At 71.6% G+C, this 26,359-nt stretch carries 26 protein-coding genes; 12 read left to right on the top strand and 14 right to left on the bottom strand.

Annotated features, from left to right (window positions below; translation table 11 throughout):
- Positions 1-5: 5 nt before the first annotated feature.
- The gene (locus tag ACLJQF_RS31665; protein WP_410613999.1) at positions 6-1,808 is read right to left on the bottom strand and encodes a S1 family peptidase; all 1,803 of its coding nucleotides are present in this window, start codon (positions 1,806-1,808) and stop codon (positions 6-8) included.
- 182 nt (positions 1,809-1,990) lie between these two features.
- Positions 1,991-2,344, bottom strand: coding sequence for a VOC family protein (locus ACLJQF_RS31660; protein ID WP_410613998.1), 354 nt, complete (start codon positions 2,342-2,344; stop codon positions 1,991-1,993).
- A 123-nt stretch (positions 2,345-2,467) separates the two neighbouring features.
- Between ACLJQF_RS31660 and ACLJQF_RS31655 the strand changes: the two genes are divergently transcribed.
- The 3 genes from ACLJQF_RS31655 (at position 2,468) to ACLJQF_RS31645 (ending at position 5,914) form a co-directional block, all read left to right on the top strand.
- Positions 2,468-4,216, top strand: a complete 1,749-nt coding sequence (locus ACLJQF_RS31655; protein WP_410613997.1) for a proline--tRNA ligase — start codon at positions 2,468-2,470, stop codon at positions 4,214-4,216.
- 1 nt (position 4,217) lies between these two features.
- Positions 4,218-5,063 carry a hypothetical protein gene (locus tag ACLJQF_RS31650; protein WP_410613996.1) on the top strand — a complete coding sequence of 282 codons (846 nt, stop codon included), beginning with the start codon at positions 4,218-4,220 and terminating at the stop codon, positions 5,061-5,063.
- Positions 5,064-5,239: 176 nt separating this feature from the next.
- Positions 5,240-5,914: a hypothetical protein gene (locus tag ACLJQF_RS31645; RefSeq protein WP_410613995.1), complete on the top strand. Its 675-nt coding sequence runs from the start codon at positions 5,240-5,242 to the stop codon at positions 5,912-5,914.
- On the opposite strand, the gene ACLJQF_RS31640 is transcribed toward ACLJQF_RS31645, so the two are convergent.
- The gene (locus ACLJQF_RS31640; RefSeq protein WP_410613994.1) at positions 5,892-8,018 is read right to left on the bottom strand and encodes a bifunctional lysylphosphatidylglycerol flippase/synthetase MprF; all 2,127 of its coding nucleotides are present in this window, start codon (positions 8,016-8,018) and stop codon (positions 5,892-5,894) included. The genes ACLJQF_RS31645 and ACLJQF_RS31640 overlap by 23 nt on opposite strands.
- A 111-nt stretch (positions 8,019-8,129) precedes the next feature.
- Positions 8,130-8,825: an HAD family hydrolase gene (locus tag ACLJQF_RS31635; protein WP_410613993.1), complete on the bottom strand. Its 696-nt coding sequence runs from the start codon at positions 8,823-8,825 to the stop codon at positions 8,130-8,132.
- 105 nt (positions 8,826-8,930) lie between these two features.
- On the opposite strand from ACLJQF_RS31635, the gene ACLJQF_RS31630 reads away from it, so the two are divergent.
- Complete coding sequence (locus ACLJQF_RS31630) at positions 8,931-9,923, top strand: ABC transporter permease (RefSeq protein ID WP_410613992.1); 993 nt, start codon at positions 8,931-8,933, stop codon at positions 9,921-9,923.
- Here ACLJQF_RS31630 and ACLJQF_RS31625 read toward each other — a convergent pair.
- From ACLJQF_RS31625 to ACLJQF_RS31600, 6 genes are all read right to left on the bottom strand, one after another.
- The gene (locus tag ACLJQF_RS31625; protein WP_014466759.1) at positions 9,861-10,271 is read right to left on the bottom strand and encodes a secondary thiamine-phosphate synthase enzyme YjbQ; all 411 of its coding nucleotides are present in this window, start codon (positions 10,269-10,271) and stop codon (positions 9,861-9,863) included. The two genes, ACLJQF_RS31630 and ACLJQF_RS31625, sit on opposite strands and share 63 nt — an antisense overlap.
- A gap of 100 nt (positions 10,272-10,371) precedes the next feature.
- Positions 10,372-11,016 (bottom strand): response regulator transcription factor, encoded by a 645-nt coding sequence (locus tag ACLJQF_RS31620; protein ID WP_410613991.1) that lies wholly within the window; start codon positions 11,014-11,016, stop codon positions 10,372-10,374.
- A 9-nt stretch (positions 11,017-11,025) separates the two neighbouring features.
- Positions 11,026-12,324, bottom strand: a complete 1,299-nt coding sequence (locus ACLJQF_RS31615; RefSeq protein ID WP_410613990.1) for a sensor histidine kinase — start codon at positions 12,322-12,324, stop codon at positions 11,026-11,028.
- Between the two features lie 111 nt (positions 12,325-12,435).
- On the bottom strand, positions 12,436-12,636 hold the full coding sequence (locus ACLJQF_RS31610) for a hypothetical protein (RefSeq protein WP_043776105.1): 201 nt from the start codon (positions 12,634-12,636) through the stop codon (positions 12,436-12,438).
- Between the two features lie 7 nt (positions 12,637-12,643).
- Positions 12,644-13,753, bottom strand: a complete 1,110-nt coding sequence (locus ACLJQF_RS31605; protein ID WP_410613989.1) for a fatty acid desaturase family protein — start codon at positions 13,751-13,753, stop codon at positions 12,644-12,646.
- Between the two features lie 11 nt (positions 13,754-13,764).
- Positions 13,765-14,832, bottom strand: coding sequence for a ferredoxin reductase (locus tag ACLJQF_RS31600; RefSeq protein WP_410613988.1), 1,068 nt, complete (start codon positions 14,830-14,832; stop codon positions 13,765-13,767).
- A gap of 93 nt (positions 14,833-14,925) precedes the next feature.
- Between ACLJQF_RS31600 and ACLJQF_RS31595 the strand changes: the two genes are divergently transcribed.
- The 5 genes from ACLJQF_RS31595 (at position 14,926) to ACLJQF_RS31575 (ending at position 19,242) form a co-directional block, all read left to right on the top strand.
- A complete protein-coding gene (locus tag ACLJQF_RS31595; RefSeq protein WP_410613987.1) occupies positions 14,926-15,585 on the top strand; it encodes a TetR family transcriptional regulator in 660 nt (219 codons plus the stop codon).
- A gap of 123 nt (positions 15,586-15,708) precedes the next feature.
- Complete coding sequence (locus tag ACLJQF_RS31590; protein ID WP_410613986.1) at positions 15,709-16,821, top strand: Re/Si-specific NAD(P)(+) transhydrogenase subunit alpha; 1,113 nt, start codon at positions 15,709-15,711, stop codon at positions 16,819-16,821.
- A gap of 5 nt (positions 16,822-16,826) precedes the next feature.
- Positions 16,827-17,129, top strand: a complete 303-nt coding sequence (locus ACLJQF_RS31585; RefSeq protein ID WP_290054394.1) for an NAD(P) transhydrogenase subunit alpha — start codon at positions 16,827-16,829, stop codon at positions 17,127-17,129.
- Positions 17,126-18,514, top strand: a complete 1,389-nt coding sequence (locus tag ACLJQF_RS31580) for an NAD(P)(+) transhydrogenase (Re/Si-specific) subunit beta (RefSeq protein WP_410613985.1) — start codon at positions 17,126-17,128, stop codon at positions 18,512-18,514. Before ACLJQF_RS31585 ends, ACLJQF_RS31580 begins: the two co-directional genes overlap by 4 nt.
- Positions 18,511-19,242: a lipoate--protein ligase family protein gene (locus tag ACLJQF_RS31575; protein WP_410613984.1), complete on the top strand. Its 732-nt coding sequence runs from the start codon at positions 18,511-18,513 to the stop codon at positions 19,240-19,242. Before ACLJQF_RS31580 ends, ACLJQF_RS31575 begins: the two co-directional genes overlap by 4 nt.
- Positions 19,243-19,294: 52 nt before the next feature.
- Here the strand turns inward: ACLJQF_RS31575 and ACLJQF_RS31570 are convergent, their stop codons facing one another.
- Positions 19,295-19,666, bottom strand: coding sequence for a histone-like nucleoid-structuring protein Lsr2 (locus ACLJQF_RS31570; RefSeq protein ID WP_410613983.1), 372 nt, complete (start codon positions 19,664-19,666; stop codon positions 19,295-19,297).
- A gap of 141 nt (positions 19,667-19,807) precedes the next feature.
- Here ACLJQF_RS31570 and ACLJQF_RS31565 point away from each other — a divergent pair, with 141 nt between their 5' ends.
- Positions 19,808-21,202 carry a dihydrolipoyl dehydrogenase family protein gene (locus ACLJQF_RS31565; RefSeq protein WP_410613982.1) on the top strand — a complete coding sequence of 465 codons (1,395 nt, stop codon included), beginning with the start codon at positions 19,808-19,810 and terminating at the stop codon, positions 21,200-21,202.
- 3 nt (positions 21,203-21,205) lie between these two features.
- Here the strand turns inward: ACLJQF_RS31565 and ACLJQF_RS31560 are convergent, their stop codons facing one another.
- The gene (locus tag ACLJQF_RS31560) at positions 21,206-23,350 is read right to left on the bottom strand and encodes a hypothetical protein (RefSeq protein WP_410613981.1); all 2,145 of its coding nucleotides are present in this window, start codon (positions 23,348-23,350) and stop codon (positions 21,206-21,208) included.
- 272 nt (positions 23,351-23,622) lie between these two features.
- Between ACLJQF_RS31560 and ACLJQF_RS31555 the strand changes: the two genes are divergently transcribed.
- A complete protein-coding gene (locus ACLJQF_RS31555; protein ID WP_086853966.1) occupies positions 23,623-24,126 on the top strand; it encodes a DUF3145 domain-containing protein in 504 nt (167 codons plus the stop codon).
- A 31-nt stretch (positions 24,127-24,157) separates the two neighbouring features.
- The gene (locus tag ACLJQF_RS31550) at positions 24,158-24,754 is read left to right on the top strand and encodes a hypothetical protein (protein ID WP_410613980.1); all 597 of its coding nucleotides are present in this window, start codon (positions 24,158-24,160) and stop codon (positions 24,752-24,754) included.
- 51 nt (positions 24,755-24,805) lie between these two features.
- On the opposite strand, the gene ACLJQF_RS31545 is transcribed toward ACLJQF_RS31550, so the two are convergent.
- Positions 24,806-26,056, bottom strand: coding sequence for a beta-ketoacyl-[acyl-carrier-protein] synthase family protein (locus tag ACLJQF_RS31545; protein ID WP_410613979.1), 1,251 nt, complete (start codon positions 26,054-26,056; stop codon positions 24,806-24,808).
- A 28-nt stretch (positions 26,057-26,084) separates the two neighbouring features.
- Positions 26,085-26,330, bottom strand: a complete 246-nt coding sequence (locus ACLJQF_RS31540; RefSeq protein WP_004559006.1) for an acyl carrier protein — start codon at positions 26,328-26,330, stop codon at positions 26,085-26,087.
- Between the last annotated feature and the right edge of the window lie 29 nt (positions 26,331-26,359).

The raw sequence follows: 26,359 nt of genomic DNA, 5'->3' as shown, positions 1-26,359 counted from the left end.
ACCCGCTACCGCGTGTAGTAGCCCTGCAGGTCGACGACCAGGTGCGTCGAGCCCGCCGAGTTGCGGACGTCGAAGCGCGCCCCCGTACCGAGGCGGACCGTCGCGGCGTTGGACGTGTTCTCGCCCGCCGTGACGTTCACCGTCGAGGGGACACCGGTGTAGGGCAGGTCGTGCGACCAGGCGGCCAGGAACGTCGAGAGGCTCGGCTGCACCCCGGTGATGTTCAGCGCCGCGGCCGTCGCCCCGGACGGCAGGACGGGGGCCGCCACCGTGACGATCCCGCCCGGGCCCAGTGGCGCCGGCGTGCCGGCGCGGGTGTCGAGCAGGCGGGTGGGCGTGGCGAGTGCCGCGTACCGGCTGCCCGCGTCGCCGGGGACGAACGAGCCGACCAGGGACAGCAGGACGTGGCTCTGGCCGTGGTGCAGGAAGATGCGGATGGCGCCGTCGTCGCCGATGCGCACCAGCGACTGGGCCGCGCGGTTCTCGTCCGGCCGGATGTTGAGCGTCGACGGGCCGGGCGTCCCCTGCGCGAAGACGCTGAAGAAGGTGCCGGAGTCGCTTTCGGTCCCGGTGAGGTTGACGGCGACCGCGACGGCGTCGGCCGGGATGCCCCCGACGCCGCGGACCGGCACCGTCACGACCTCGCCCGCGGCGAGCTTGCCCGGGTGCCCGCCGAGCGAGGTGCGGGTGTCGAGCACCAGGTCGGGCTTGTCCTTCGGCTGGTAGGTCGACTCGCCGGAGGCGCTGTAGTAGCCGAGGTAGTCGACGAGCACGTCGATGTCGCCGGCGTTGTTGCGGACCTTGATCTTTCCGTCCGGGCCGACCGGGACCACGGCCATGCCGGCGGCGGTGTTGCCGGCGGTCAGGTTGACGTTGGACGTCGTGGGCAGCGTGTCGCCGTAGGCGGTCAGGAAGGTGCTCGCGGTCCCGCTGACGCCGACCAGGCTTACCGCGACGGCGCTCGCGCCGCCCGGCAGGCCGGGGATGGCGACGGACACGGATTCGCCCGCGGCGACCGGCTTCTGGTGGCCGCCGGTGTCGGTGCGGGTGTCGAGCACGCGCTGGGCGGTGGGCAGCGCGGTGTAGGCGTCGCCGCGGAGGCGGAGGCCGATCCAGCCGGCGATGTCGTCGACGCGGGTCTCGACCGTGCCCTGCCGGGTTTCGCTCGAGCCGAGGCAGCCGGCCTGCCAGGAGGAGTGGTGGAGGCCGGCGAGTTCGACGACGCCGTCGCGCTCGCGCAGGAGCGGGCCGCCGGCATCGCCCTGGCAGGTGGTGGCGGCCGCCGGGTCGCCGAGGACGGCGAGGGTGGTGGCGGTGACGCTCTGCACGGAGACGGGGACGGTGTGGAGCTTGTCGGGCACCCACTCGGTGGCGGTCCGGCCGTAACCGGCGACGCGGAGGGCCTCGTTCTGGGCGGGGGCGGCGGTGCCGATGGCGACGGGAGCGACGTCGGTGACCGGCGCGGCCAGCTTGGCGAGGGCGACGTTGCGATCGGACCGGAAGAGGAGGTCGACGACGGCGCGTGCGGTACCGGCGGTACCCCGCTGCCCGACGATGGCCTTGGTGGCGAGCTTCGGCGGACCGGCCTGGCCGCCGTTTTCGGGGAAGCAGCCGGCGGCGGTGACCACCCACTGCGGCGCGACCAGGGCGCCGCTGCACCCGTGGACGCCGCCGACCTCGATCTTGGTGGCGAAGGTGTAAGCCCCCTCGGCGGCCGGGCTGCCCCCGGTGACGGCGGCCCCGGGAACGGCGGTCACGAGGCTGACGACCGCGGCGGCGGTGAGCACGGCCACGGCTCTTCCGGGCATGGTGAAGGCACCCTTGACGGGCGACATGGATCCCCCTGTGAATCAGAACTTTCGTCGCGAACGGGAAATGTCGCGGTCACCCCGCACCGAGGACCCCCGTTCCTGGTCGCGCCGATGCTAGCGGCCGCGTTGGCAGGTGGCCAGTAGTCGAAAGGCGGGTCCGCTGCCCGGAGAACCAGCCCTCAGTGCGCCCCCGCCGAGACGCAGAACTCGTTGCCCTCCGGGTCCGTCAGCACGGTCCAGGCCAAGCCCGGCACCTGGTGCTCCGCCACCTCCTTCGCGCCCAGTCCCACCAGTCGCTTCACCTCCGCTTGCCGGTCGTCGCAGCCGAAGTCCACGTGGACCCGGTTCTTGCCCGCTCTCGCTTCCGGCACCCGCTGCAGCCCCAGTGGGAGGCGGCCTTCGGCCGGGGCGAGGATCAGGAACTCGCCCCCGTGGTCCTGCGCCACCGTCGTGCCCAGCGCGGCCGTCCAGAATTCCGCCAGGCTCCTCGGGTCCGCGCAGTCGATCGTGATCATTCCCATCGTGATGGCCATGTCCCGACGCTAGCGGTCACCACCGACAAAAACGGGCCGCCGAGTAACCCGTTGGAGTCACGGCCGGGGGATTGACTACCCTGAGCGGGACTTTCACACCCGCCCGGCGCAGGGAGCCCCCCAGTGATCACCAGGACTTCGTCGTTGTTCCTTCGCACGTTGCGCGAGGATCCGGCGGACGCCGAGGTACCGAGCCACCGGCTCCTGGTACGCGCCGGCTATGTCCGCCGGGTCGCCCCGGGCGGGTACTCGTGGCTGCCGCTGGGCTTGCGCGTGCTGCGCCGCATCGAGGCCGTCGTCCGCGAGGAAATGAACGCCATCGGCGCGCAGGAGATCCAGTTCCCCGCGCTGCTGCCGAGGGAGCCCTACGAGGCCACCGGCCGCTGGACCGAGTACGGCGACGGCCTCTTCCGCCTCAAGGACCGCAAGGGCGCCGACTACCTCCTCGGCCCGACGCACGAGGAGCTCTTCGCCCTCACCGTCAAGGGCGAGTACAGCTCGTACCGCGACTACCCGGTCACGCTCTACCAGATCCAGACCAAGTACCGCGACGAAGCGCGCCCCCGCGCCGGCATCCTGCGCGGCCGCGAGTTCGTCATGAAGGACTCCTACTCCTTCGACCTCGACGACGACGGCCTCGCGCGCTCCTACCAGGCCCACCGCGACGCCTACGTCAAGCTGTTCGACCGCCTCGGCCTCGAGTACGTCGTGGTGAAGGCGACGTCGGGCGCCATGGGCGGCTCGGCGTCCGAGGAGTTCCTCGCGGTCGCCGAGACGGGCGAGGACACCTACGTCCGCAGCACCGAGTCCGGTTACGCGGCGAACGTCGAAGCCGTCGTCACGCCCGCGCCGGCCGCGCAGCCCGTCGAGGGCCGCCCCGAGGCGCAGGTGCACCACACGCCGAACACGCCGACCATCGAGTCGCTGGTCGGCTTCCTCAACAACGCGCAGCTGGGCCGCACGTTCACCGCCGCGGACACGCTGAAGAACGTCATGCTCAAGACGCGCCAGCCGGGCTCGGCCGAGTGGACGCTAGTCTGCGTCGCCGTCCCGGGCGACCGCGAAGTCGACATGAAGCGCCTCGAAGCGGCGCTGGAGCCGGCCGAGGTCGCGCTGCTCGACGAGGCCGACTTCGCGAAGAACCCCTTCCTCGTCAAGGGCTACATCGGCCCGAAGGCGTTGCAGGACAACGGCGTGCGCTACCTCGCCGACCCGCGGATCGTCCCCGGCACCGCCTGGGTCACCGGGGCCGACAAGGTCGACCACCACGTCGTCGACCTGCTGGCCGGCCGCGACTTCACCCCGGACGGCACGATCGAGGCCGCCGAGGTCCGCGAGGGCGACGCGTCGCCGGACGGGCAGGGCACCCTGGTCGCCGCGCGCGGCATCGAAATCGGCCACATCTTCCAACTCGGCCGCAAGTACACCGATGCCTTCGGGGTCGACGCGCTCGGCCCCGACTCGAAGCCGATCCGGATCACGATGGGCTCCTACGGCGTCGGTGTCTCGCGGCTGGTCGGCGTGCTCGCCGAGCAGAACCACGACGACCTCGGCATCATCTGGCCGCGCGTGGTGTCGCCGTTCGACGTGCACATCGTCATCGCGGGCAAGGACGAGACGATCGCGGCCGGCGCCGAGAAGATCGCCGCCGACCTCGACGCGGCCGGCATCGAGGTCATCCTCGACGACCGCAAGGCCACCCCGGGCGTCAAGTTCGCCGACGCCGAGCTGATCGGTGTCCCGACCATCCTGGTCGTCGGGCGCGGGCTGGCCAACGGCGTCGTCGAGGTCAAGGACCGGCGCACCGGTGACCGCGAGGAGATCGCGGTCGACGCCATCGTCGAGCACCTGGTCAAGCTCGTCCGGAGCTGACATGAACCGGCGTTCCGAAGATGCGACGCCGGGGTACGAGGACAACGCGGCGCTTCGCGGGTTCGGCGGTTACGAACCCGCGGACGCGCCGCGCGCGCAGCCGAAGCGGATCCGTCCGCGGCCGAAGCCACTGAAGTGGCGGCGGGCGCCGTGGTTCGGCCTGGTGTTCATCGCCCTGGTCGCCGGCGTGCTGAACGCGCTGGGCGTCGGCAAATCGCGCCCCGCCTCGTCCTCGCCGCCACCCGCACCGCTGGTGGTGACGCCTTCGCCGCGCGCGGCGGTGCCGGCGGCGGTCGCGGGCTGGCAGTCCGTGGCGGGGCGCGACGGCTCGTACGCCTACGACGTCCCGCCGAACTGGGAACCGGCGCCGGGCACGCAGCACGGCTGGGCCGGGATCAGGCTGATCACGAGCGCGTTCCTGGGCAAGTGCGGCCAGGAAACGCTGGGTGGCGCGGGCGTCACCACGGAACCCGTGGCGGACCTCGATGCGGCGGCACGCAAGGCCGCGACGGACCTGGCGACGGCCGCGTACGGCGGGACGTCCCAGGTGCGCCCGGAGGCGGACGCGCAGGTTGCGAAGGCCGACGGCACGGCGATCCCCGCCCGGATCGTGGTCGCCGAGGCGACCCCGACGGGCACGGGGGAGTGCACGGCTCGGCACGCCCTGGTGGCAACGCTGGCTTTCGGCGGGAATTCGGGGACGTCCGGCGTGGTGGTGGCGTACGCCGACAGCGACCGGTCCGGGCCTTCGATCCGGGAGGATCTGGTGCGGATCGTGCGGAGCTACCGGTTCGTCCCGGCGGCGGACCGCGGCACGACCACGCCGCCGCCGACGACGTACCGCTGATCAGAGCTGCTGTGGAGGCTCCACTTCGGAGTCCGCCGCGTCGAGGGCTCGGAACGCAGTAAGGCGAGCTCGCCGGTGGGTTCACGGGGCTCGTCGGGCACGACGGCGGACGGAGCACCGGTGGCGTGGGTGTTTTGCCGCTTCCGCTGGACGCCGGAATTCGGCAGGCTGCCTGCATGGGCGGGGATGCGGAGAGACGGCTCGGGCGGATCCGGGCCGTCGCGTTCGGGGTGCTGGGCGTGGCCGGGGTGCTGCTTCTGTTCGGTCCGTTGCTGGCCAAGGCCTGGATCTGGCTCGTCGAGCCGCGGAATCCGGACTGGTGGGGTGCTTCCGGCCAGTGGGTCGGGGGCATCGGCACGATCGGTGCCGTCGTGGTGGCGTTGTGGATCGCCATCCGCGACGGGCGGCTCGTGCAGGCGGACCGGCGGGAACGCGACCAGCGCGAACGACAGGAGCAGGCCGGGAAGGTCACCGCGTGGATCGAGTACGCCGGCGGCCAGGGCTACATGGTCGTCTCCAACGCGAACGCCGAGGCGGTCAACCACGTCGTCGTGTCGTTCGATCTCGTGCACAACCTGCCGATGACCGGGTCCACGCTGCACCGCGGGCGGAACATCGAGGATGACGAGTACCTCTACGCGATCCTGCCGCCCGGGAAGTGGCGGATGCCGATCCGCGAGGAGTGGCGGCGCCCGGACATGACGCCCGGGGTGATGCTCGCCTTCACCGACTCGCGGAACGGCCACTGGCTCCGCCTGACCGACGGACGGCTGATCCCGAAGGACCACAACGTCGTCACCAGGCGGAAGATTCGCTTCCCGCAGCGGATCAGCGTGCCCGAGAGCTACTGACCAGCTTCGCCAGCTGCCGCAGCCGGACGTCCGGCAGGTAGGCGCGGCTCAGCGCCAGCCCGATGCGCGGAAGGTCGGCCTCGTCGCGGAATGCCAGGTACAGCGGGACGCGCCGCGGCTGGAACTTCGCCTTGAACGCGTGCAGGGAACGGAATCCGTAGTACGGCTCCATCACGCGGCCCAGTGACTCCAGTGCCCGGTCCACCGGGCGCGCCGGGAACCCGTTGCCACTGCGGGCAAGGGGCGCACCCGACAGCGAGACGAACCGCGCCCCTTCGTCGCGGAAGGCCAGGCACGCCGACGCGATGAGGAACTCCATCACCGGGCGGAAGCCGTGGGGGCTGCGGCGCATGATGTCCAGGGTCCAGCCGCCGATCTTGCCCGCGCCCGTGTGGACCGGCAGCCACGACGTCACGCCGTGGACCGTGCCCTCCGCGTCGACCGCCAGGCCGACCCGGGTGGCCGGGTCCATGGCCTCGTCGAGGCCGCCGAGGGTGAAGCCCATCTCCGGCATGGCCTTGCCGGACATCCACTCCTCCGACAGCGCCCGGACCTGGGCCAGGATCGGCTCGGGCTGGTCGGCCAGCCGGACCAGCCGGAACTCGATGTCCTGCTTGGCCGCCTTGTTCAGCGCCGATCGGACGTCCTGCCACGCCTTGCCGCGGAACTCGAGGCCGTCGAGGTCGAGCACGTTGTCCTCGGCCACCTGGACGTGCTGCCAGCCCAGCTCGCGCGTCGCCGCGACGGTGGCTTCCGTCGCCGAGAACACGCACGGCACCAGCCCGGAGTTTTCGCACATCGTGGCGAATTCGGTGACCGTGGCGGCCGCGGTGCCGTCCGGCGCGATCGGGTCGCCGAGGGCGACCGCGACCCCGGCGTGGCGGCGGTAGGCGAGGTAGGACCGGCCGTCCTCGCGGACGAAGTAGGTGTTGCGCGGCCAGGTCGTCATCCACGACAGCGTGCTGCCGCCGTGGCGGCCCAGCAGGCTGCGGGCCAGCGCCGGTCCCGGGCCCTGCGCGTGGCGCCGCAGCCGGCGTCGCGAAGGCACCCGGAAGGCGTGCCGGGCGGCGATCAGGACGGCCAGCTCGACCGTCCACAGGAGATTGTCCACGAAGAACAGCGGCAGGCCCGCGGTGTCGTAGTCCCCGCCGAAGATGTCGGCCACCCCGAGCAGCGTCGCGACGGCGAGGCCTTGCAACGTCACGAACGCCGACAGCCCGACCGCCCAGCGCCACGCGACGCGGCTGCCCTTGCGCAGCCCGTTGAGCATCGGCACCACCAGCAGGACCAGGACGCCGAGCTCCGGCGCGGACAGCGAAACGCCGTCGTCGGAACCGAACGGGCCGTCGCCGGGCACCAGGAACATCACGATCTCGGCGATGGTGAGCAGCAGCAGGCCGGCCACCGCCAGGACCCGCCACTCCCGCAGGTTCGGGGCCGTCTGCCCGCCGGGCCGCCGCGTGCCGACCAGGCGCTTGCCGAGCGGAAGGGCCAGCAGCAGCGCGAAGAAGTGCACGAGGTCGGCCAGCGTGCCGACGTAGACGATCGCGACCCCGGCGTACACGCACAGCCCGGCCCGCAGGCGCAGCGCCCACGGCGGCCGCAGCGTCGCGCTGGCGATCGCCACCGCGACGAGCGCGCCGCCGGAGAACCCGACGTCGAGGCTGCCCGCGACCCGCTCGGCCCACAACCAGCCGGAGTTGCGGGACAGCGCGAGGAACTGGGTCGCGACGAGCACCGAGGCCAGCTGGCCGCCGATCGTCACGGCCATCGCGCGCCGCGTCCCCAGCTTCCACTCGGCGAAGCCGGCGAAGAGCACGAAGCTGCCGACCATCGGCAGGTAGTACCAAGGGATGACGGCGAAGAACGGCCCGGTGAGCATGGTCCACCACCGGCCCGACTCCAGCGATGGCAGCCCGTAGGCGACGAACGGGAAGATCGCGCGGTCTTCGGCGGCGTTCCACAGCGCCCCGGTCGCGACGGCCAGCACGAGCATCGCGAGCGTGACGCCGCTGGTGAACGGCAGCCGTTCTCTGAGGATCGCAACCGTGCCCCGGATGCGTCCCCCTCCGGCGGGCCTGGCCGCCGCCCCTGCGTGAGTCATGAAGAAGAGTCTGTCGAGTTCCCGTCACCGCGGACATCGGGCAAGGGAACGAGATTTCCCCTAGGGGTGTCGTACTTTCGGCTGAGGGATGTCCCCCACTTCAGGAGGACGTCAGCCGAGGACCGCGCGCCGGACCGCGTCGGTGTCGGTCAGGTCGGGCAGCACGGTGTGCGCGCCCTCGGCCAGCAGTTCTTCGGCGGAGTAGTGCCCGGTGGCCACGGCGACGGAGACCGCCCCGTTGGCCACGGCGGCCCGGACGTCGTTCGGCGTGTCGCCGATGACGACCACGGCGTCGGCGCCGAAGTCGGTGCCGTGCTTGGCCGCCGCCAGCCCCATCGCGTGCGGGACCAGGTCCGGGCGGTGCACCGAAAGCGTGCCGTAGCCGCCGATCTCCAGGTCGAGGTGCTCGTCCAGGCCGAACGGGGCGAGCTTGTGCCGCGAGATCTCCGGCAGGTTGCCGGTGACGAGCGTCTGCACGACGTCCCCGCCGGCGGCGAACGCGCTCAGCGCCTCGGCCGCGCCCGGCAGCGCGCGGGCCGTCTCCGCGAAGGTGTGCCGGTGGCGTTCCGACTCCGCCACCAGGGCCTTGAACAGCGCCTGGATCGTCTCCTCCTCGGCCTCGAAGCCGTTCGCGGTGAGCAGGTCGGTCGTCGTCGCGCGTTCCGTGCGGCCGCCGAACACCGGGTGCACGCGCAGGGTCGTACCGGTCGCGGCGGTGAACGCGGTCCCGTACCAGGCCGCGCCCAGTTCGGAGAAGTCCACGAGCGTGTGGTCGATGTCCCAGAGCACCAGGCGCTTCTTCGTCACGGGTCCGAGGTTACCGGGGTCACTATTCAACAGGCGTTGACTTCTCGGCGGCCGGGTCGTACCTTGAGTCGTAATTCAACAAGTGACGAATAAATGGAGGCAGTGATGACCCGTCCCGCAGGGGCGCTCGCCCTGGTCGCCGCCCTGGCCGGCGCATTGGTGGCGGTCGTGCTCGGATTCCTCACCTTCGGCGCGCAGGCCACCGTCGCGCCCGACGGCGTCCCGGTCGCCGTCGCCGGACCGCCGGAGATCGCCCAGCGCATCGCCGCCCACGGCGGCGGCCAGTTCGCCTGGACCGTCGCGACCCCGGCCGAAGCGCGGCAGCTGCTCGAAGACAAGAAGGTCTACGGCGTACTCGAACTCGCTCCGGGACCGGCCGCGACCGTCGTGACGTCAGGCGCGGTCAACCCGGCCGGCACCCAGGTCGCGCAGCAGGCATTGACCGGCGCCGCGACCGCGCTGGCCGGCCCGCCGAAGCAGGAGGTCCTGCACCCGGTGGGGCTCGCGGGCCGGATCGCGCCGCTGGCCGCGAGCGCGCTCGCGTGGATCGGCGCGCTCGTCGCGGGCCTCGCGCTGACGCAGCTCGCGAAGCGGACCGGCCGCCCGCTCGGGGCCGGCGCGCGGTTCCTGCAGGTCACCGGGGCCGGCGTGCTGATCACGGCGGTGGTGGCCGGATTCTTCGCGCTGTGGGATGCGACGCTGCCGCTGACCGCGGACGTCCTCGGCTTCATCTTCCTGGCGGCCACGGCGTTCGCGGCCGTGCAAGCCGGCTTGCTGCGCCTGCTGGGCCTGCGCGCGATGGCCGTCCTCGCGCCGCTGTACCTGGTCGCGCCCGCGGTGGCCGGGCAGGTGCCGGAGCTGCTGAACCCGGCCTACCGCGCGCTGCTGTGGTCGTGGACGCCGTTCCGGTTCTCCACCGAAGGCCTGCGCAGCCTGCTGCAGGGCGTGCCGGACGCGCCCGACGTGACGACCGCGCTGTGGGTGCTCGGTGCGCTGTTGGCCACGGGCCTGCTGGTGACGCTGTGGCCGGCCCGGTCAGCCCGCCAGGAGGCTGAACCGCACCTTGCGGACGGGGTTGTCGAGGTTGGTGTCCACTAGGCAGATCGACTGCCAGGTGCCCAGGGCCAGGACGCCGCCGAGCACCGGGACCGTCGCGTAGGGCGGCACCAGCGCCGGGAGCACGTGGTCACGGCCGTGACCCGGGCTCCCGTGCCGGTGCCGCCAGCGGCCGTCGCGGGGGAGCAGCTCGTCGAGCGCGGTCAGCAGGTCCTCGTCGCTGCCGGCGCCGGTCTCCAGGATGGCCAGCCCGGCGGTGGCGTGCGGGACCCAGACGTGCAGCAGGCCGTCGGTCGCGTCGGCATCGCGCAGGAAGGCCTCGGCTTCGTGGGTGAGGTCGTGGACGACGGCTTCGGAGCCGGTGCGGACCTCGATCTCGGTGGAGTACATGCCCCCAGCGTAGAAGCCAGTCGTGAGTGGTAATTAGGGTTCTAACCCTAATTACCACTCACGACCAAGCTGCGGCAGGCCGGTGGGCCGGGCTGCTCGCTCAGGATTCGAGGTAACGCAGCACCGCGAGCACGCGGCGGTTGTCCCCTTCGGACGGTGGCAGGCCGAGCTTGCCGAAGATCGACGTCACGTACTTCTCCACCGAGCCGGGCGAGAGGAACAGCTCCGCCGCGATCGCGGAGTTCGACCGGCCCTCCGCCATCAGGCCCAGCACCTCGCGTTCCCGCGGGGTGAGCCCGCCGAGTGCGTCGGTCCGGCGCGTCGCCGAGAACAACTGGCTGACGACTTCGGGGTCGAGGACCGTTTCGCCGTCCGCGACCCGGCGCAGCGCGTCGAGGAAGTCCGACACCTCGGCGACGCGGTCCTTGAGCAGGTAGCCGACGCCGCCCGCGTGGTCGGCCAGCAGCTGGGCCGCGTATTTCGTCTCGACGTACTGGGAGAACAGCAGGATCGCGCAGCCCGGGAGCTCGCGGCGCAGCGCGATCGCCGCCCGCAGGCCTTCGTCGGTGTGCGACGGCGGCATCCTGATGTCCACAATGGACACGTCGGGCGCGTGGCCTTCGACGGCGGCCCGCAGCGCTTCGGCGTCCTTCACCGCGGCGACGACCTCGTGGCCGCGGAAGGTCAGCAGCTCGACGAGACCCTGGCGCAGGATGGTGGAATCCTCCGCGATGACGATCCGCATGCCGCGACCCTAGCGGGGCAGCGGCACCCGCGCGGTCACTTCGGTCGGACCGCCCGCCGGGCTGGTGACGGTCAGGTCGCCGTCGACCGTCCGCAGCCGTTCGGCGACGCCGGCCAGCCCGCCACCCGGCACGATCCGGGCACCGCCGGGGCCGCTGTCGCGCACCCACAGCCGCAGGACGTCCTGCGCTTCGGTGACTTCGACGATCGTCGTCCCGCCGTGCTTCGCGGCGTTGGTGAGCAGTTCGGCGGCGCTGAAGTAGACGATCGTCTCCAGTGACGGCGGTGGCCGGCGCGGCAGGTCCACCGCGACCCGCGCGTCGATCCCGGACGTCGCGACGAGCGTGGCGAGGGCGACGTCGAGGCCCGCGTCCAGAGCGGCCGGGTGGATGCCCCGGGCGAGGTCGCGCAGCTCCGTGAGGGCCTGCTTGGCGTTGGCGTGCGCGGCCGTGACCAGCTCCTTGACCTGCGGGAGGTCGGCGTCGGCCAGTTCGTCCTTGGCCAGGCCGAGCTTCATGGCCAGCGCGACGAGCTGGGCCTGCGCGCCGTCGTGGAGATCGCGTTCGATGCGCCGCAGCCGCAGGGCGGCGTCCTCGACCGCTGTCGCCCGGCTCGCTTCGAGGTCGCGGACGCGTTCGGACAGCTCACGCTCACCGAGCAGCCCGACGACCAGCAGCCGGTCGAGGGCGGCGAAGGCGTGCGTCACCCGCGGCAGCGCGACCAGCACGAGCAGCCCGGACGCCGACCAGGCCAGCGCGCCCGGCCAGTGCTCGGCGCGGATGTCGAAGATGGGCAGCTGCCGTTCGCCCATCGGGAACCAGAAGAAGGAGTAGGTGGTGGCGGCGAAGCTGTAGAGGGTCGCGGCGAAGACGCTGAGGAGCCCGGCGAGGGACAGCGGCAGGCGCAGGAGCAGGTAACCGACGGCCCGCCAGCCCGCGGGATCGCCGACGCGTGCTTTGACCCAGCTCCACAGCCCGGGCTTGAGTTCGGGTCGCCGCGGGACGGGCACGCTGACGCCGAGCAGGGCTTTCGCGAGCCTGCGGTGGGCGGCACCGAGCCCACGGGCGTAGAAGACGGCGCCCGCGAGGACGAGGAAGCCGAGCAGGACCGGGGTGAGCCAAAGGCCGAGCGCGAGCACGACGAGGAAGCTGACCACGGCGAAGGCGGTGAGCGGGGCGGCGAGCCAGAGCCAGAGGTACTCGGCCCGGAAGTTCCGCGTCGCGAGGGGGCCGAAGACCCGGCGCAGCGGGTGGGGTGGGTCGAGGGTGGTCACGGGTTCAGTTTCACCCGGTTCGGCGGGCGGGCCCATCCGGTTTTCCCCCGACTGCGCCCCCGGCCCGCCCGGGGCTCCCGGCCGAAAGTCGTGAAGGCCACCTTGAGGAACTTGAACTTCCTCAAGGTGGCCTTCACGAAACCCGCGTCACGGCGTGTCCGGGTCGTCCTCCCGGGCCCGCTGCGCGGCTTCCCGCATCTCGATGACGTCGGTGAGCCACTCACCCGTCTCCCGGGCGATGTCGCGGACCGCGCCCGTGATGATCGACGCTATGTTGCCGACGTGCGTCGCCGCTGATTCGGTGATCACCTGCAGGGTGTCCTTCTCTCGTTCGAACTGACCCACCATGTCACCCTCACGCTGCTCGGAGCTGCCGGTCGGGTTCCACGGTAACCGGCGACGTCGAACTCTGCGGGAGGGCCAGCTTCACGATCTTCTTCGCCACCGACCAGAGCTGCTTGCGCAGCGGGCCCGTGTGGTACGGCAGGCCGTACTTCTCGCAGATCCCGCGGACCTCGCCGGCGATCTGCGGGTACCGGCGCGCCGGGATGTCCGGGAACAGGTGGTGCTCGATCTGGTGGGACAGGTTGCCGCTCAGGATGTGGAACAGCGGGCCGCCGCTGATGTTCGCCGAGCCCAGGATCTGGCGCAGATACCACTGCCCTCGTGACTCCGAAGCCGTCTCCTCCTCGGAGAAGCTTTCGACGTCCGCCGGGAAGTGGCCGCAGAAGATGATCGCGAACGCCCACAGGTTGCGGGTCAGGTTCGCCGTCGCGTTGCCGAGGAACGTCAGCGGCGCCAGCGGGCCGGTCAGCAGCGGGAACAGGACGTAGTCCTTGCCGACCTGCCGCGATGCCTTCCGCAGGATGCGACGCAGCACCGGCACGTTCTCGGCCCACGACCGTTCGCCCTTGACGACGTTCTCGATCTCGAGGTCGTGCAGCATGACGCCCCACTGGAAGAAGATCGCCAGCAGCGTCGCGTACACCGGGTTGCCCAGGTAGTACGGGTGCCACTTCTGGGCGGTGTCCATCCGCAGGATCCCGTAGCCGACGTCGCGGTCCTTGTCGACGATGTTCGTGTACGTGTGGTGGATGTAGTTGTGCGAGTGGCGCCAATTCTCCGCCGGCGCCACCGTGTCCCACTCGAACCGCTGCGAGCTCAGCGCCGGGTCGCGCGTCCAGTCGTACTGGCCGTGCATGACGTTGTGGCCGATCTCCATGTTGTCGAGGATCTTGGCCAGGGACAGCGCGCCGACGCCGGCGAGCCACGCCGGCGGGAAGAACCCGGCGAACAGCAGGGCCCGTCCGGCGACCTCCAGGCCGCGCTGCTTCTTGATGATGTCGTGGATGTAGTCGACGTCCTCCTGGCCCAGGTCGTCGACGATCCGCTGCCGCAGCGCGTCGAGCTCGCGGCCGAACTCCTCGACCTGTTCCGGGGTCAGGCGATCCTGCAGACCGGTCATGGTCAAACTCCCTAAGCGTCGATCTCGACGTCCCCGACCGGGACGGAGATGCAGAGCTGGATTTCTTCGTCTTCTTCGCCGGAGATCTCGCCCGTCTTCGCGTTACGGACGCGCCCGGCGGTCTTCAGCTGCGTGCAGGAGAAGCAGATGCCCATCCGGCAGCCGTGCTCCGGTGCCAGCCCGGCTTCCTCGGCCTGCTCCAGCAACGGCTTCCCCGAGTTCGCGCACTCGCGCCCACTTCGCTTGAAGCGCACCTGGCCCTCGGCGTTCGCCGTGTCGAAGGTCAACGCCGGCGGCGTGAACTCTTCGGTGTGCACGCGTTCACCCAGCTGCTCCCGGACCGCGTCCATCAGCGGCTGGGGGCCGCAGACGAACGTCTCCGCGTCGCGGAACCACGGCGCGACCCGCTCCAGGTGCTCCGGCGCGAAGAACCCGGTGAGGTCGCCACCCTTCGAGTGGGTGTAGGCGTGCACGACCCGCAGCCCGGGGTGCCGGGCGGCGAGCTCGGCCAGTTCGGTGCGGTACAGCGCGTCGGCCGGGCCGTTCGAGTAGTGCAGGAACACGATCTCGCCCGGGTGGCCCTCCGCGACCAGCGTGCGCGCCATGGCGAGCACCGGCGTGATGCCGCTGCCGCCGCTGATCAGCAGCACCCGGTCCGGCCGGGTGGTGGGCATCGTGAACCCGCCGTCCGGAGTGGACAGAGCGACGACCGAGCCGACGCCGATCGCGCGGTTCAGGTGCCCGGAGACCAGGCCCTGTTCCTTGACCGTGAACTCCAGTTCGCCGTCGTACTGCGAACCGCACGGCGAATAGCAGCGCGTGCGCCGGACGCCGTCGATCTCCACCTGGACGCGGACGTACTGGCCGGCGGTGAAGCCGGGCCACGCGCGGCTGGGCCGGACAGTGAGGGTGACGCTGTCCGGCGTCTGCTTGCGCACCGCCGTGACCAGCCCGCGGATCTCGCGGCGGACCAGCATCGGGTCGACGAGCTCCAGGTACCGGTCCATCCCGTGCGGCGTCAGCAGCGCCTCGGCCAGCGAGGCGAGACCGCGCACGCGCCGGGGGATGAGCGCCGTCATCGGGAACCTCCTCGATTACAGTGAACGACTGTACACTCAACAGTGCACTGCAGGAGTGGACGCCCTGTCAACGCGAGACCCCGAGGATGTGACGTGAGCAACGCGGTGGACACCCGTACGCTGGAAGACGTGTCCGAACCACTGACGCCGGTGAGCCGCCAGGAGCGCAAACTGCGCACCCGGCAGACGCTGCTGGACACCGCCCTCGAGCTGCTGGCCGACCGCCCGTTCGCCACGCTTTCCCTGCGTGAGGTCGCGAAGGGCGCCGGTATCGTCCCGACGGCCTTCTACCGGCACTTCGCCTCGATGGAGGACCTGGGCGTCGCGCTCGTCGAAGAGGCGACGCGCACGCTGCGCGGGATGATCCGCTCGGCCCGCACGGATCCGGACACCTACCAGGGGATGATCAGCGCGTCGGTGACGACGCTGCACCGATTCGTCCGGGCGAACGAGGACCATTTCCGGTTCGTGGCCCGTGAGCGGTACGCCGGCGGCCCGCTCGCCCAGGCGATCGCCGCCGAACTGCGGCTGTTTTCCGGTGACCTCGCGATCGACCTCGCCCGGTTCCCGAAGCTGCGCGAGTGGAGCACCGAAGACCTGCACATGCTGGCCGACTTGATCGTTTCCGTGATGCTGACGACCATTGTCGAGCTGCTGGAAGCCCGCCCAGGTGAGGACCCGAAAATCACCGGAACGGCGGAAAAACGGCTGCGGCTGGTCCTGCTCGGCGTCCCGCACTGGAAATCGAGCTGAACGTTTCCTCCTCGACGCTCGTATCTTCCGGCAAACCGGCAGGACTTGCGACCCACGTCACTGGGGACTGTCGGTCCGACGTGGTACAACCCTCGGATCGTGCCTCGCCGATGAGGAGGTCGTGTGGCGGACAGCGAACAGAGTCAGCAGCTCACCGTGGGTGTGGTGGCCGAATCACGCCCCGGGGAGCGGCGGGTGGCCATGGTGCCCAAGCTCGTCGGGCGGCTCGCGCAGCGTGGGCTGCGCGTCGTCGTCGAGCCGGGTGCCGGATCCGGCGCGCACCTGAGTGACGACGCGTACACCCAGGCGGGTGCCGAACTCGGCGACGCCTGGGGCGCGCCGATCGTCGTGAAGGTCAACCCGCCTTCAGCCGCGGAAGTCGCGAAACTGAGCCGGGGCGCCGTGCTCGTCGGTTTCCTCGATCCGCGCGGCAACCCGGACGGGCTCGAGAAACTCGAAAAAGCGGGTTTACGCGCCTTCGCAATGGAGGCGGTCCCGCGGATTTCCCGGGCGCAGGCGATGGACGCGCTGTCGTCGCAGGCCAGCATCGGCGGCTACCGCGCGGTGCTGCTCGCCGCGCAGAAGCTCCCGCGGTTCTTCCCGATGCTCACCACCGCGGCCGGCACCGTCCCGCCGGCCAAGGTGCTCGTGCTCGGCGCCGGTGTCGCCGGCCTGCAGGCGCTCGCCACCGCGAAACGGCTCGGCGCGCAGACCACCGGCTACGACGTGCGGCCCGAGGTCGGCGAGCAGGTCAAGTCGCTGGGCGCGCAGTTCCTCGACCTCGGCATCGAGGCGGTCGGCGAAGGCGGGTACGCCCGCGAGCTGACGCCGGAAGAGCGCGAGGAGCAGCAGCGGCGGCTCACCGAAGCCATCACGAGGTTCGACGTCGTGATCACCACGGCGCTGGTCCCCGGCCGCAAGGCGCCGACGCTGGTCACCGCGGACGCCGTCAAGGGCATGCCGGCCGGGTCGGTCGTCGTCGACCTCGCCGGCGAGACCGGCGGCAACTGCGAGCTGACCAAGCCGGGGGAGGACGTCGTGGAGCACGACGTCACCATCTCGTCCCCGCTGAACCTGCCCGCCGAAATGCCTTCGCACGCCAGTGAGCTCTACGCCCGCAACGTCACCGAGCTGCTGGAACTGCTGGTGACGAAGGAAGGCGAGCTGAAGCTGGACTTCGAGGACGAGATCGTCGCCGGTGCCTGCGTGGCCGGGCGCGAAGGGAGCGTCGCGTGAGCCCATTGGTGCAGAACCTGGCGGTGCTGGTGCTCGCCGGGTTCGTCGGCTTCGCCGTCATCTCGAAGGTGCCCAACACCCTGCACACACCGCTGATGTCCGGCACCAACGCCATCCACGGCATCGTGCTGCTGGGCGGCCTGGTCGTGCTCGGCCTCGGCGTCGACGGCGTGTTCAACAAGATCCTGCTGGTGATCGCGATCGCCTTCGGCACCATCAACGTCGTCGGCGGGTTCCTCGTCACCGACCGGATGCTGTCGATGTTCAAGGGCAAAAAGCCCGCTCCCGCCGAGGAGGACGACAAGTGACCGACTTCGTCGCGATCCTCTACATCATCGCGTTCGCCCTGTTCATCTACGGCCTGATGGGCCTGACCGGCCCGCGCACCGCGGTCCGCGGCAACTGGATCGCCGCGGTCGGCATGGGCATCGCGGTGATCGCCACCCTGCTCACGCCGGGGATGGGCAACTGGCTGCTCATCGTCCTCGGCGTCGCGATCGGCGCAGTGGTCGGCGTCCCGTCGGCGCGCAAGGTCAAGATGACCGCGATGCCGCAGATGGTGGCGCTGTTCAACGGCGTCGGCGGTGGCGCGGTGGCGCTCATCGCGTGGGTCGAGTTCAACTCCACCGACGGCTACGCGCACGAACCGGCGTACATCGCCATCGCGTCCCTGTTCGCCGCGATCATCGGGTCGATCTCCTTCTGGGGCTCGAACGTCGCGTTCGGCAAGCTGCAGGAGCTGATCAGCGGCCGCCCGATCACGATGGGCAAGCTGCAGCAGCCGGTCAACGCGCTGCTCCTGCTGGTCGCGCTCGGGTGCGCGGTGGCCATCGTCGCCGGCGGCGACTCCTGGCTGCTGATCGTCGGGCTGCTGGTCGCGTCCGGCGTCCTCGGCCTCACGGTGGTGCTGCCGATCGGCGGCGCGGACATGCCGGTGGTCATCTCGCTGCTCAACGCCTTCACCGGGCTCTCGGCCGCGGCGATGGGCCTGGCGCTGGACAACACGGCGCTGATCGTGGCCGGCATGATCGTCGGCGCGTCCGGGTCGATCCTGACCAACCTGATGGCCAAGGCGATGAACCGGTCCATCCCGGCGATCGTCGCGGGCGGCTTCGGCGGCGGACCCGCGGTCGCGGCCGGTGGCGGGACGAAGGAAGCCCGCCCGGTGCGCGCGACCAGCGCCGCCGACACCGCGATCCAGATGGCGTACGCCAGCAAGGTCGTCGTGGTGCCGGGGTACGGGATGGCCGTGGCGCAGGCCCAGCACACCGTCCGCGAGATGGCGAAGCTGCTGGAGAAGAAGGGCATCACGGTCGCCTACGCGATCCACCCGGTGGCCGGCCGGATGCCGGGGCACATGAACGTGCTGCTCGCCGAGGCCGACGTGCCCTACGAGCAGCTCAAGGAGATGGACGAGATCAACTCCGAGTTCGCCCAGACCGACGTCGCGCTGGTGATCGGCGCGAACGACGTCACGAACCCGGCCGCGCAGACCGACCCGAGTTCGCCGATCTACGGGATGCCGATCCTCAAGGTCAACGAGAGCCGGTCCGTGATCGTCTTGAAACGCGGGATGGCCTCGGGGTTCGCCGGGATCGACAACGACCTGTTCTACGATCCGAAGACCAGCATGCTCTTCGGGGACGCCAAGTCGTCGGTGGGCGAGATCGTGGAGGAACTCAAGGCGTTATGACGACCGGGTCGGATGTTCGTGCGGCGTTCACGGATCCGGCCCGTAATCTCGCTTTCGACGAAGCGCTCCTGCGGGTTGCGCCCGAGTCACCGGTGCTGTGGCTCTGGCGCAACCCGGTGTGCGTCGTGGTGGGGCGCGGGCAGCGGATCGCGCGCGAAGTGCGGGTCGACGAGTGTGCCCGCGACGGCGTCCCGGTGCTGCGGCGGGCCAGCGGCGGCGGCACGGTGTTCCACGACCCGGGCAACCTGAACGTGACCCTGGTCCTGCCCGGCCCGGCCGACCGGCCCCTCGAAGCGCTCGGCCAGGTGATGAGCGCCGCCGCCGACCAGCTCGGCCTGGTGCCGCGGATCGGCGACCGCGGGCTGTTCGTCGGCGACGCGAAACTGTGCGGGTTCGCGGTGTTCCGCACGAAGACCGGCCTGCTGGCCCACTCGACGCTGCTGGTCGAGACGTCGGCGGGGCTCGTCGGCCGCTACCTGACCAGTGCGCCGCCGGACCCGCGCCCGCTCGACTCGCACCGCAGCCCGGTGGCGTCGCTGGCCGAGCACGGCCTGCGGCCCGGGTTCCCGGCGGTCGAGGCGGCGGTGCGGGCGGCGGCGTCGCAGCTGCTCGGGACGTTCGTGCCCCGCCCGCCGTCGTCGGCGGAGCTGGCGCGGCAGCGGGCGTTGCTGCACACCCGCTACCACTACCCGGCCTGGCACACCGAGGGTGCCCAGCGCGCGGCCTGACCGAACGAAAGGGGCACTTTCACGTGAAAGTGCCCCTTCCTCCACTGTGGACTTACTCGGCCGCCGAGAACGTGACGGTCGGCACCTTGCGGGCGGCCGCCCGGGTGGTGACCTGCGGCTCCGCGGCCTTCCTGGTGCGTGTGGTGGTCTTCGCGGGTTCCGCCTTGGCTCTCACGGGCGCGGCCTTGGGCTTGGCGGCGGCCGGGGTCTGCTCGGCGCCGGGGACGGTCCGCGGCCGGTTCCGGCGGCCACCGGTGCGGCGGCCGGCGTCGGCGTACCGCTGCAGGAACCCGCGCAACGCCTCGGCGTTGGCGAAGGAGAGGTCGATGTCGTAGTCGATGCCGTCCAGCCCGAAGCCGACGGTCTCCGCCGCGGGCTCGCCGGTCAGATCATCCAGCACCTGCACAGCCGTGTTCCTGGCCACGACAAACCTCCCGTGCTCGAACGTGTGGGGTTTCGCGTGCACCGGGCCCGACGGCACCCGGTGCCGCCGACAACTTGCAGCTTCCTGACGGAGGATAGCCGTTGGCTTGCGCGATCCGGCGTTGTGGTGTGCGCTGAAGCCATGGCTGCACAGACTTTTGACGTAGTGGTGATCGGTGCCGGTCCGGTGGGGGAGGTGGCCGCCGAGCGGGCGGCCCGCGGAGGCTTGAAGGTCGCCCTCGTCGAGCACGAACGCTTCGGCGGCGAGTGCTCCTACTGGGCCTGCATCCCGAGCAAGGCGTTGCTGCGGCCGGGAAATCTCCTCGCCGCCGCCAAGCGGGTGCCCGGCGTGCCGGTCGGCGACCGGATCGACCCGGCGGCGGTGTTCGCGCGCCGTGACTGGTTCACCGGCAAGGGCGACGACTCGGGACAGGTCGACTGGGCCCGCGGCGCCGGGATCGAACCGGTCCGCGGGCACGGGAAAATCACCGGTGTGCGGGAGGTGACCGTCGGCGGCGACCGCGTGCTGACCGCGCGGCACGCGGTGATCGTCTGCACCGGCAGCGTGCCCAGCACGCCGCCGATCCCGGGGCTCGACACGATCCGGCCGTGGGGTTCGCGCGAAGCGACGTCGGCGTCTTCGGTGCCGCCGCGGCTCGGCGTCCTCGGCGGCGGCGTGGTCGGCGTCGAGATGGCGCAGGCGTTCGCGTCGCTCGGCTCGGAGGTCCACCTGGTGATCACCGGCCCGCGGCCGCTGCCGCGCAACGCGTCGTTCGCGGGCGACCTCGTGCTGGCGGGGCTGCGCGAAGCCGGCGTCGAGGTGCACCCGGAGTCGGGTGTTTCCGCGGTCGCGGCGAGTGATTCCGGGGCCGAGCTGACGCTGAAGGACGGTTCGACGCTCGTCGTCGACGAGTTCCTGGTGGCGACCGGCCGCCGTCCCGCGACCGCCGGGCTCGGCCTGGAGGCGCTCGGCCTGGAGGCCGGCCGCGCACTGGAGACCGACGACACCGGCCGGGTGTCCGCAGTGGACGGTGACTGGCTGTTCGCGGCCGGGGACGTCACCGGCCGGGCGCCACTGACCCACCAGGGCAAGTACGGCGCCCGTGCGGCGGGGGACGCGGTGGCGGCGCTGGCGGCGGGCACGCCGGTGTCCTCCGAGGCGTGGAGTCGTTTCACGGCCACGGCCGACCACCACGCGGTGCCGCAGGTCGTCTTCACCGACCCGGAGGTCGCGGCCGTCGGCCTGGCGGACGCGCGGCCGGGCTCGGCGGACCGCGTCGTCGACATCGACATCGCGGTGGCGGGCTCGTCCCTGCACGCGGACGGCTACACGGGCAAGGCCCGGATGGTCGTCGACACCGAGCGGAACGTCCTCCTGGGTGTGACGTTCGTCGGCCAGGACGTCTCGGAGCTGCTGCACTCGGCGACGATCGCGATCGTGGGCGAGGTGCCCCTGGACCGGCTGTGGCACGCGGTGCCGTCGTTCCCGACGATCAGCGAGGTGTGGCTGCGGCTGCTGGAGGCGTACGGGCTCTGAGGGTTACCGGTCGGGCAGGTCGAGGGCGCCCTTGGCGGCCCTGACCAGGCCGGGATCGTCCGGAGTGGACGGTCCCGGCGCCCAGACGGCCTGCACGAGCCGGACGGAGGAGCCGTCGAGCTTGCTGGCGTAGGCGGCGTTCTCGAAGCGCGGGGTGGGGGTGGCGCCCCACTGGCCGGTCTCGGTGGCGAGGTCGAGGACGCCGCCCCCGCCGGGGGTGTCGGCAACGGCCTTGAAGGCGGCGGCCTGGGCGGCATCGGGGAAGTCGATGATCCCGACGGTGACGGCCCCGGGGCGGCCGTCGACGGTGGCGGCGTAACTGGCGCGCTTGACGCCGGAGCAGCTTGTCTGCTGCAGGCTGGCTTGGGCGTCCCCGAAGGCGTGCGAGGCGCACCGCTGGTCGCCGCCGGCGGCGCGGAGGGCGAACTGGAGGCTCCGCACGGGAGTGGTGACCGGCGCGGCCCGGGAGGTGACCGGAGGCGGCGCCGGCGCGGCGGCGGTGCCATCGCCGGTGGCGGCGACGGCGATGGCGGCGCCGGCGAGGAGAACGAGGGCGCCGATGGCTCCGAGGGGGAGCCAGCGAACGGTGCGCGGCGCGGCGGCGGGTGCGGGCGTCGGCCTCGGGCGGGGGAAGGACTGCGGGGAGGGCAGCGGAGGCTTCCGGGTTTGCCGCGGCTCGGGGATGGGGTGGGCGGTGGCTGGCTCGGCTTCGGCCGGGTGTTGTGAGGTGCCCGGCCCGGCTTGGGTAGGCCGCGGGATGAGCCGCTCGGGCGCGGCGGGCCGGGAGTTGACCGCCTCGGCTTCGACGGGGCGCGGCGTGGTTGACCCGGCCTGCGCGGGTTCGGCGTTGGTCGCCCCTGGTTCCGCGGGCTGCGGTGCCGGGGTTTCGGGTGGCTGCCCGGCTTCGGCGGAGAGGGCAAGCGCCGCGATCTGCTCGCTGCTCGACGAAGGAACGCGAAGGTTTTCGGTCCGCTCGGCCCCGGCGGCAGGGGATTCGGCTGGTTCCGGCTCGCCCGACGGGATGGCACCGGGCCATGAGGGTGCTTCCGGAGCCTCGGTTCCGGGGAAGACCGGTCGCGCCGTGGGATCGGCGGGGTGGTCCGGTTCCGGCTGGGCGGGAGCCGGGAGTACCTCGGTGGGTTCGGCGTCCGCTTCGGCGGCGTCGGGGGAGGCCGGTCGTGCCGCGGGATCGGCGGATTCCGCTTCCGCCTGCGCAGGGGACGGGAGTACCTCCGCGGCTTCGGTACCGGGGAACACCGGCCGGGCCGAGGAAACAGCGGGGCGGTCCGATTCCACCCGGGCCGTAGAAGCCGGTACCCCAGCGCGCGGAGCGGCGGTCTCCGCGACCGACGGAACGTCCGGCTCGGTGTCCGGGACTGCGGCGGGCGCTTTTACCGGCGTCGCGGTCCGCCAGTCCGTCGTGCCTGCCGAGGCCAAGCCCGCCGAAACCGCCGAAACCGCTGGGCCGCCCGTGCCGGCGACCGGCGCCGCGCCCCCGACCCCCGGGCCATCGTCCCAAAGGGACTCCGGTGGCGAGTCGTCCGTCAACCGGCTGAAGCCCTCGCCCAGCAGGACCTCGTCCGAAAATTCCGGTGCCGAGGGCGCCAGTCCCCGGATCAACGCGCGTACCTGGTCCACCGATCGGGGCCGGTGCGCCGTTGCCAACGACACCGTGGCCGCCAGCATCGTCGTCGGCGTCGGGTGCAGGACCCGGACCGGGCCCGCCAGATCCGTGGCCGGCTGGTCCACCGTCTCCACGTACGGCCCCACCGCGATGATCGTCCCCACCGGGGCCGTTCCCGGGACCAGTTCGGCAATTTGCCTTTCGCAAGCCTGGGAAACGTCCAGGGCCTCCGTCGCCGGGTTCACCGAATCGTCGTCCGCGACCAGGGGCCAGCCGTCCGCCTTCCAGGGGCCTCCCAGCGGGGCCTCCAGGCGCAGGGCCGGGTCGGGCAGGTCGACGCCGATCACGATGATCACGCCGTGGGGCAGGAGCACCACCGCCTCGATCGGGCGGTCGGTCACGCCTGCCACGCCCACCAGGGCTATCCCGCCGATCACGGTGCTGCCACGGCCCAGGGATGCCAGCGCCGCCCGGATGTCGTCCGCCACCCGGGACTGCTGCCGCTCCAGGCGCACCAGTCGCACCGCTTTCCCTCCCTGCTCGTCGTTCCGGGTCAACACGCTAGCGCGCCCAGCGCAATGATCCGTGCGACACGGGCGTGCCGCGGCCGCTTGCCCTCCTAAAGTGGGGCGGCGGGTGACTTGTGGTGTTCATGTGGCCAAACAGCACGGTTGGGGTGCAGAATGTGCTACAACGCATCGGAGGCGGCATTCGGGAGCCGCACTGAGGCCGCGCTGAAGCTCGAAGTAGGGCGTAGGGGAAGACGTCCCTCGTCGAGCAACAAGCGGAGGTAGCAGTGAGCACCCGTGGCAGCACCCGAGGTGTGGTGTACGTCCACTCGTCGCCGTCTGCGGTGTGTCCGCACGTCGAGTGGGCTATTTCGGGCACCCTGGGTGCCCGCGTTGACCTGAAGTGGACGGCGCAGCCGGCCAGTCCGGGTCAGCTTCGCGCCGAATGCGGATGGCGCGCGCCCGCGGGCACCGGCGCCAGACTGGCGTCCGCCCTCAAGGCGTGGCCGATGATTCGGTTCGAAGTCACCGAAGAGCCCAGCGCGGGCGTCGACGGCGAACGGTTTTGTTTCGCGCCCGGCCTCGGCCTGTGGCACGGCCGGACCAGCGCCAACGGCGACATCGTGGTGGGCGAGGACCAGCTGCGCGCGCTCGTCAGCATGACCCGCGGCGGCGAATCCCTCGCGCACAAGCTGGACGAACTCCTGGCCGCGAGCTGGGACGAGGCGCTCGAGCCCTTCCGCCACGCCGGCGACGGGGCACCGGTGACCTGGCTGCACCAGGTCGGCTGAGCCCCGGGACGGGGGCCGGTACGCTCTTCGCGTGACCACCCCCGCCCCCAGCTCTCGCCAGCGCTGGCTGGTGCCCGTCGTGGTCGTGGTGTTGTCCGTGACCGTCGGTGGCGGCCTGCTCGCGCGCGAAATCTACCGCCTTCCCGACCAGCCCGCCGACGACGCCTCTGTGGCGGTGTCGACGCCGTCGACGTCCAACAGCGGCGCGCCGGCCGCGGTGGACGGCGACGTCCGGATGACCGACGACGCGAAGAGGCACCCGCAGGCCGAAGCCGTCCGCCGGGTCCTGAAGAAGTACTTCACGGCCATCAACAGCAAGCAGTACCAGCAGTGGACCGACGTGGTCACCGACGAGCGGGCCGCCGGCCAGTCGCGGAGCGACTGGCTCAAGGGCGTTCGCACCACAAAGGACAGCGACGCCCTCGTCTACCGGATCGAGCGCTCGCCCGCGGATTCGCTGCGGGTCCTGGTCGGGTTCACCAGCCGGCAGAACGTCGAAGACGCCCCGCTGTTCTTCCGCGAGCCCTGCATCAAGTGGCGGCTCGTCATGCCGATGGTGATCGAGGGCAAGACCTTGAGGGTCGCCGCCGTCGACGGCGGGCCACCGCCCGAACACGAGAAGTGCTGAACGCGAAGAAGGGCCCGGCCGGAGCCGGGCCCTTCTTCAGTTCCGGAACGCTCAGGCCGGCTGCGTGAACAGCAGCGCCGTGTTGTGGCCGCCGAACCCGAACGAGTTGCTGATCGCCGCGGTCAGCTCGACCTTGCGCGGCTCGCCCGCGACGACGTCCAGCTGCACCCGCGGGTCCAGGTCCGTCAGGTTCAGGGTGGCCGGCACGAGACCGTGGTAGAGCGACAGGATCGTGATGATCGCCTCGACCGCGCCGGCACCGCCGACGAGGTGGCCGAGTGCGCCCTTCGGCGCCGTCACGACCGGGTGTTCCCCGACCGCGTTGCGGATCGCCGCCGCCTCGCCGATGTCACCGACCACTGTGGACGTCGCGTGGGCGTTCACGTGCCCGATGTCCGCGGCGGTCACCCCGGCCATCTTCATCGCTGCGCGCATCGCGGCGATCTGGCCGATGCCCTCGGGGTGGTTGCCGGTGATGTGGTAGGCGTCCGAGGTGATGCCGTGCCCGGCGATCGTCGCGTAGATGCGTGCCCCGCGGGCCTTCGCCAGGTCCGCGCGCTCCAGGATGACCACGCCGGAGCCCTCACCGAGGACGAAGCCGTCGCGGTTCGCGTCGAACGGCCGCGACGCGCTCGCCGGGTCGTCGTTGCGCGTGGACACGGTGCGGGCCTGGGCGAAGCCGGCCAGCGTGATCGGGTGGATGCACGCTTCGGCGCCCCCCGCGACCACGACGTCGGCGCGCCCGGAGCGGATCATCTCCACCCCGCTCGCGATGCCCTCGGCACCCGAGGCGCAGGCCGAGGCCGGGGAGTGCACCCCGGCCCGCGCCTTGAGGTCGATGCCCACGTGCGCGGCCGGGCCGTTCGGCATCAGCATCGGCACGGTCAGCGGCGACACCTTGCGGAGACCCTGCTGGTGCAACAGGTCGTTCTGGGTGAGCAGGGTGACCGGGCCGCCGACGCCGGTGCCGATCGACACGCCGAGGCGGTCGGGGTCGACGTCCGTGTGCTCGTCCGTCGGTTCCGCGTACCCGGCGTCGGCCCACGCCTGGCGGGCGGCGATCAGTGCGACCTGCTCGCAGCGGTCCAGCCGGCGGGCCTGCACCCGCGGGAGGACCTCCGAGGGATCGACGGCCAGCTGGCCGCCGATCTTGACCGGCAGCTGCAGCTCCTCGACCCAATCGGCCTCGATCGCGCGAACCCCGCTCGCCCCGGCCAGCAGACCGTCCCAGGTGGACGTGACGTCCCCGCCGAGCGGTGTGGTGGCGCCGAGACCGGTGATCACGACGTCGATGTTGCTCATGGGAGTCTCCTCAAGGAGGGAAGAGGACTTACTTCGAGTTGGCGGACACGTAGTTCACCGCGTCGCCGACGGTCTTGAGGTTGGCGAGCTCGTCGTCCGGGATCTTGACGCCGAACTTGTCTTCGGCCTGCACGGCGATCTCGACCATCGACAGCGAGTCGATGTCCAGGTCGTCCACGAACGACTTCTCGGCGGTGACGTCGTCCTGAGCCACACCGGCGACCTCTTCGACGATCTCGGCGAGGCCGGCGAGGATCTCAGCGTTGTCAGCCATGGGGTAGTTCCCTTCTCGGTCTTGCTTGG

Source organism: Amycolatopsis sp. lyj-109 (assembly GCF_046548995.1).
Lineage (GTDB): Bacteria > Actinomycetota > Actinomycetes > Mycobacteriales > Pseudonocardiaceae > Amycolatopsis.
The sequence above is the reverse complement of the archived record's forward strand: the minus strand, read 5'-3'. Positions and strand labels throughout refer to the sequence as shown.

Coding starts and splice junctions, on each gene's coding strand:
- ACLJQF_RS31620 (WP_410613991.1), bottom strand. CDS start 11,016: ATGCGGATCGTCATCGCGGAGGATTCCACCATCCTGCGCCAGGGTCTC.
- ACLJQF_RS31640 (WP_410613994.1), bottom strand. CDS start 8,018: ATGACTCACGCAGGGGCGGCGGCCAGGCCCGCCGGAGGGGGACGCATC.
- ACLJQF_RS31575 (WP_410613984.1), top strand. CDS start 18,511: ATGACGACCGGGTCGGATGTTCGTGCGGCGTTCACGGATCCGGCCCGT.
- ACLJQF_RS31600 (WP_410613988.1), bottom strand. CDS start 14,832: ATGACGGCGCTCATCCCCCGGCGCGTGCGCGGTCTCGCCTCGCTGGCC.
- ACLJQF_RS31665 (WP_410613999.1), bottom strand. CDS start 1,808: ATGCCCGGAAGAGCCGTGGCCGTGCTCACCGCCGCCGCGGTCGTCAGC.
- ACLJQF_RS31540 (WP_004559006.1), bottom strand. CDS start 26,330: ATGGCTGACAACGCTGAGATCCTCGCCGGCCTCGCCGAGATCGTCGAA.
- ACLJQF_RS31610 (WP_043776105.1), bottom strand. CDS start 12,636: ATGGTGGGTCAGTTCGAACGAGAGAAGGACACCCTGCAGGTGATCACC.
- ACLJQF_RS31645 (WP_410613995.1), top strand. CDS start 5,240: ATGGGCGGGGATGCGGAGAGACGGCTCGGGCGGATCCGGGCCGTCGCG.
- ACLJQF_RS31630 (WP_410613992.1), top strand. CDS start 8,931: ATGACCCGTCCCGCAGGGGCGCTCGCCCTGGTCGCCGCCCTGGCCGGC.
- ACLJQF_RS31605 (WP_410613989.1), bottom strand. CDS start 13,753: ATGACCGGTCTGCAGGATCGCCTGACCCCGGAACAGGTCGAGGAGTTC.
- ACLJQF_RS31565 (WP_410613982.1), top strand. CDS start 19,808: ATGGCTGCACAGACTTTTGACGTAGTGGTGATCGGTGCCGGTCCGGTG.
- ACLJQF_RS31625 (WP_014466759.1), bottom strand. CDS start 10,271: ATGTACTCCACCGAGATCGAGGTCCGCACCGGCTCCGAAGCCGTCGTC.
- ACLJQF_RS31650 (WP_410613996.1), top strand. CDS start 4,218: ATGAACCGGCGTTCCGAAGATGCGACGCCGGGGTACGAGGACAACGCG.
- ACLJQF_RS31615 (WP_410613990.1), bottom strand. CDS start 12,324: ATGGGCCCGCCCGCCGAACCGGGTGAAACTGAACCCGTGACCACCCTC.
- ACLJQF_RS31545 (WP_410613979.1), bottom strand. CDS start 26,056: ATGAGCAACATCGACGTCGTGATCACCGGTCTCGGCGCCACCACACCG.
- ACLJQF_RS31660 (WP_410613998.1), bottom strand. CDS start 2,344: ATGGCCATCACGATGGGAATGATCACGATCGACTGCGCGGACCCGAGG.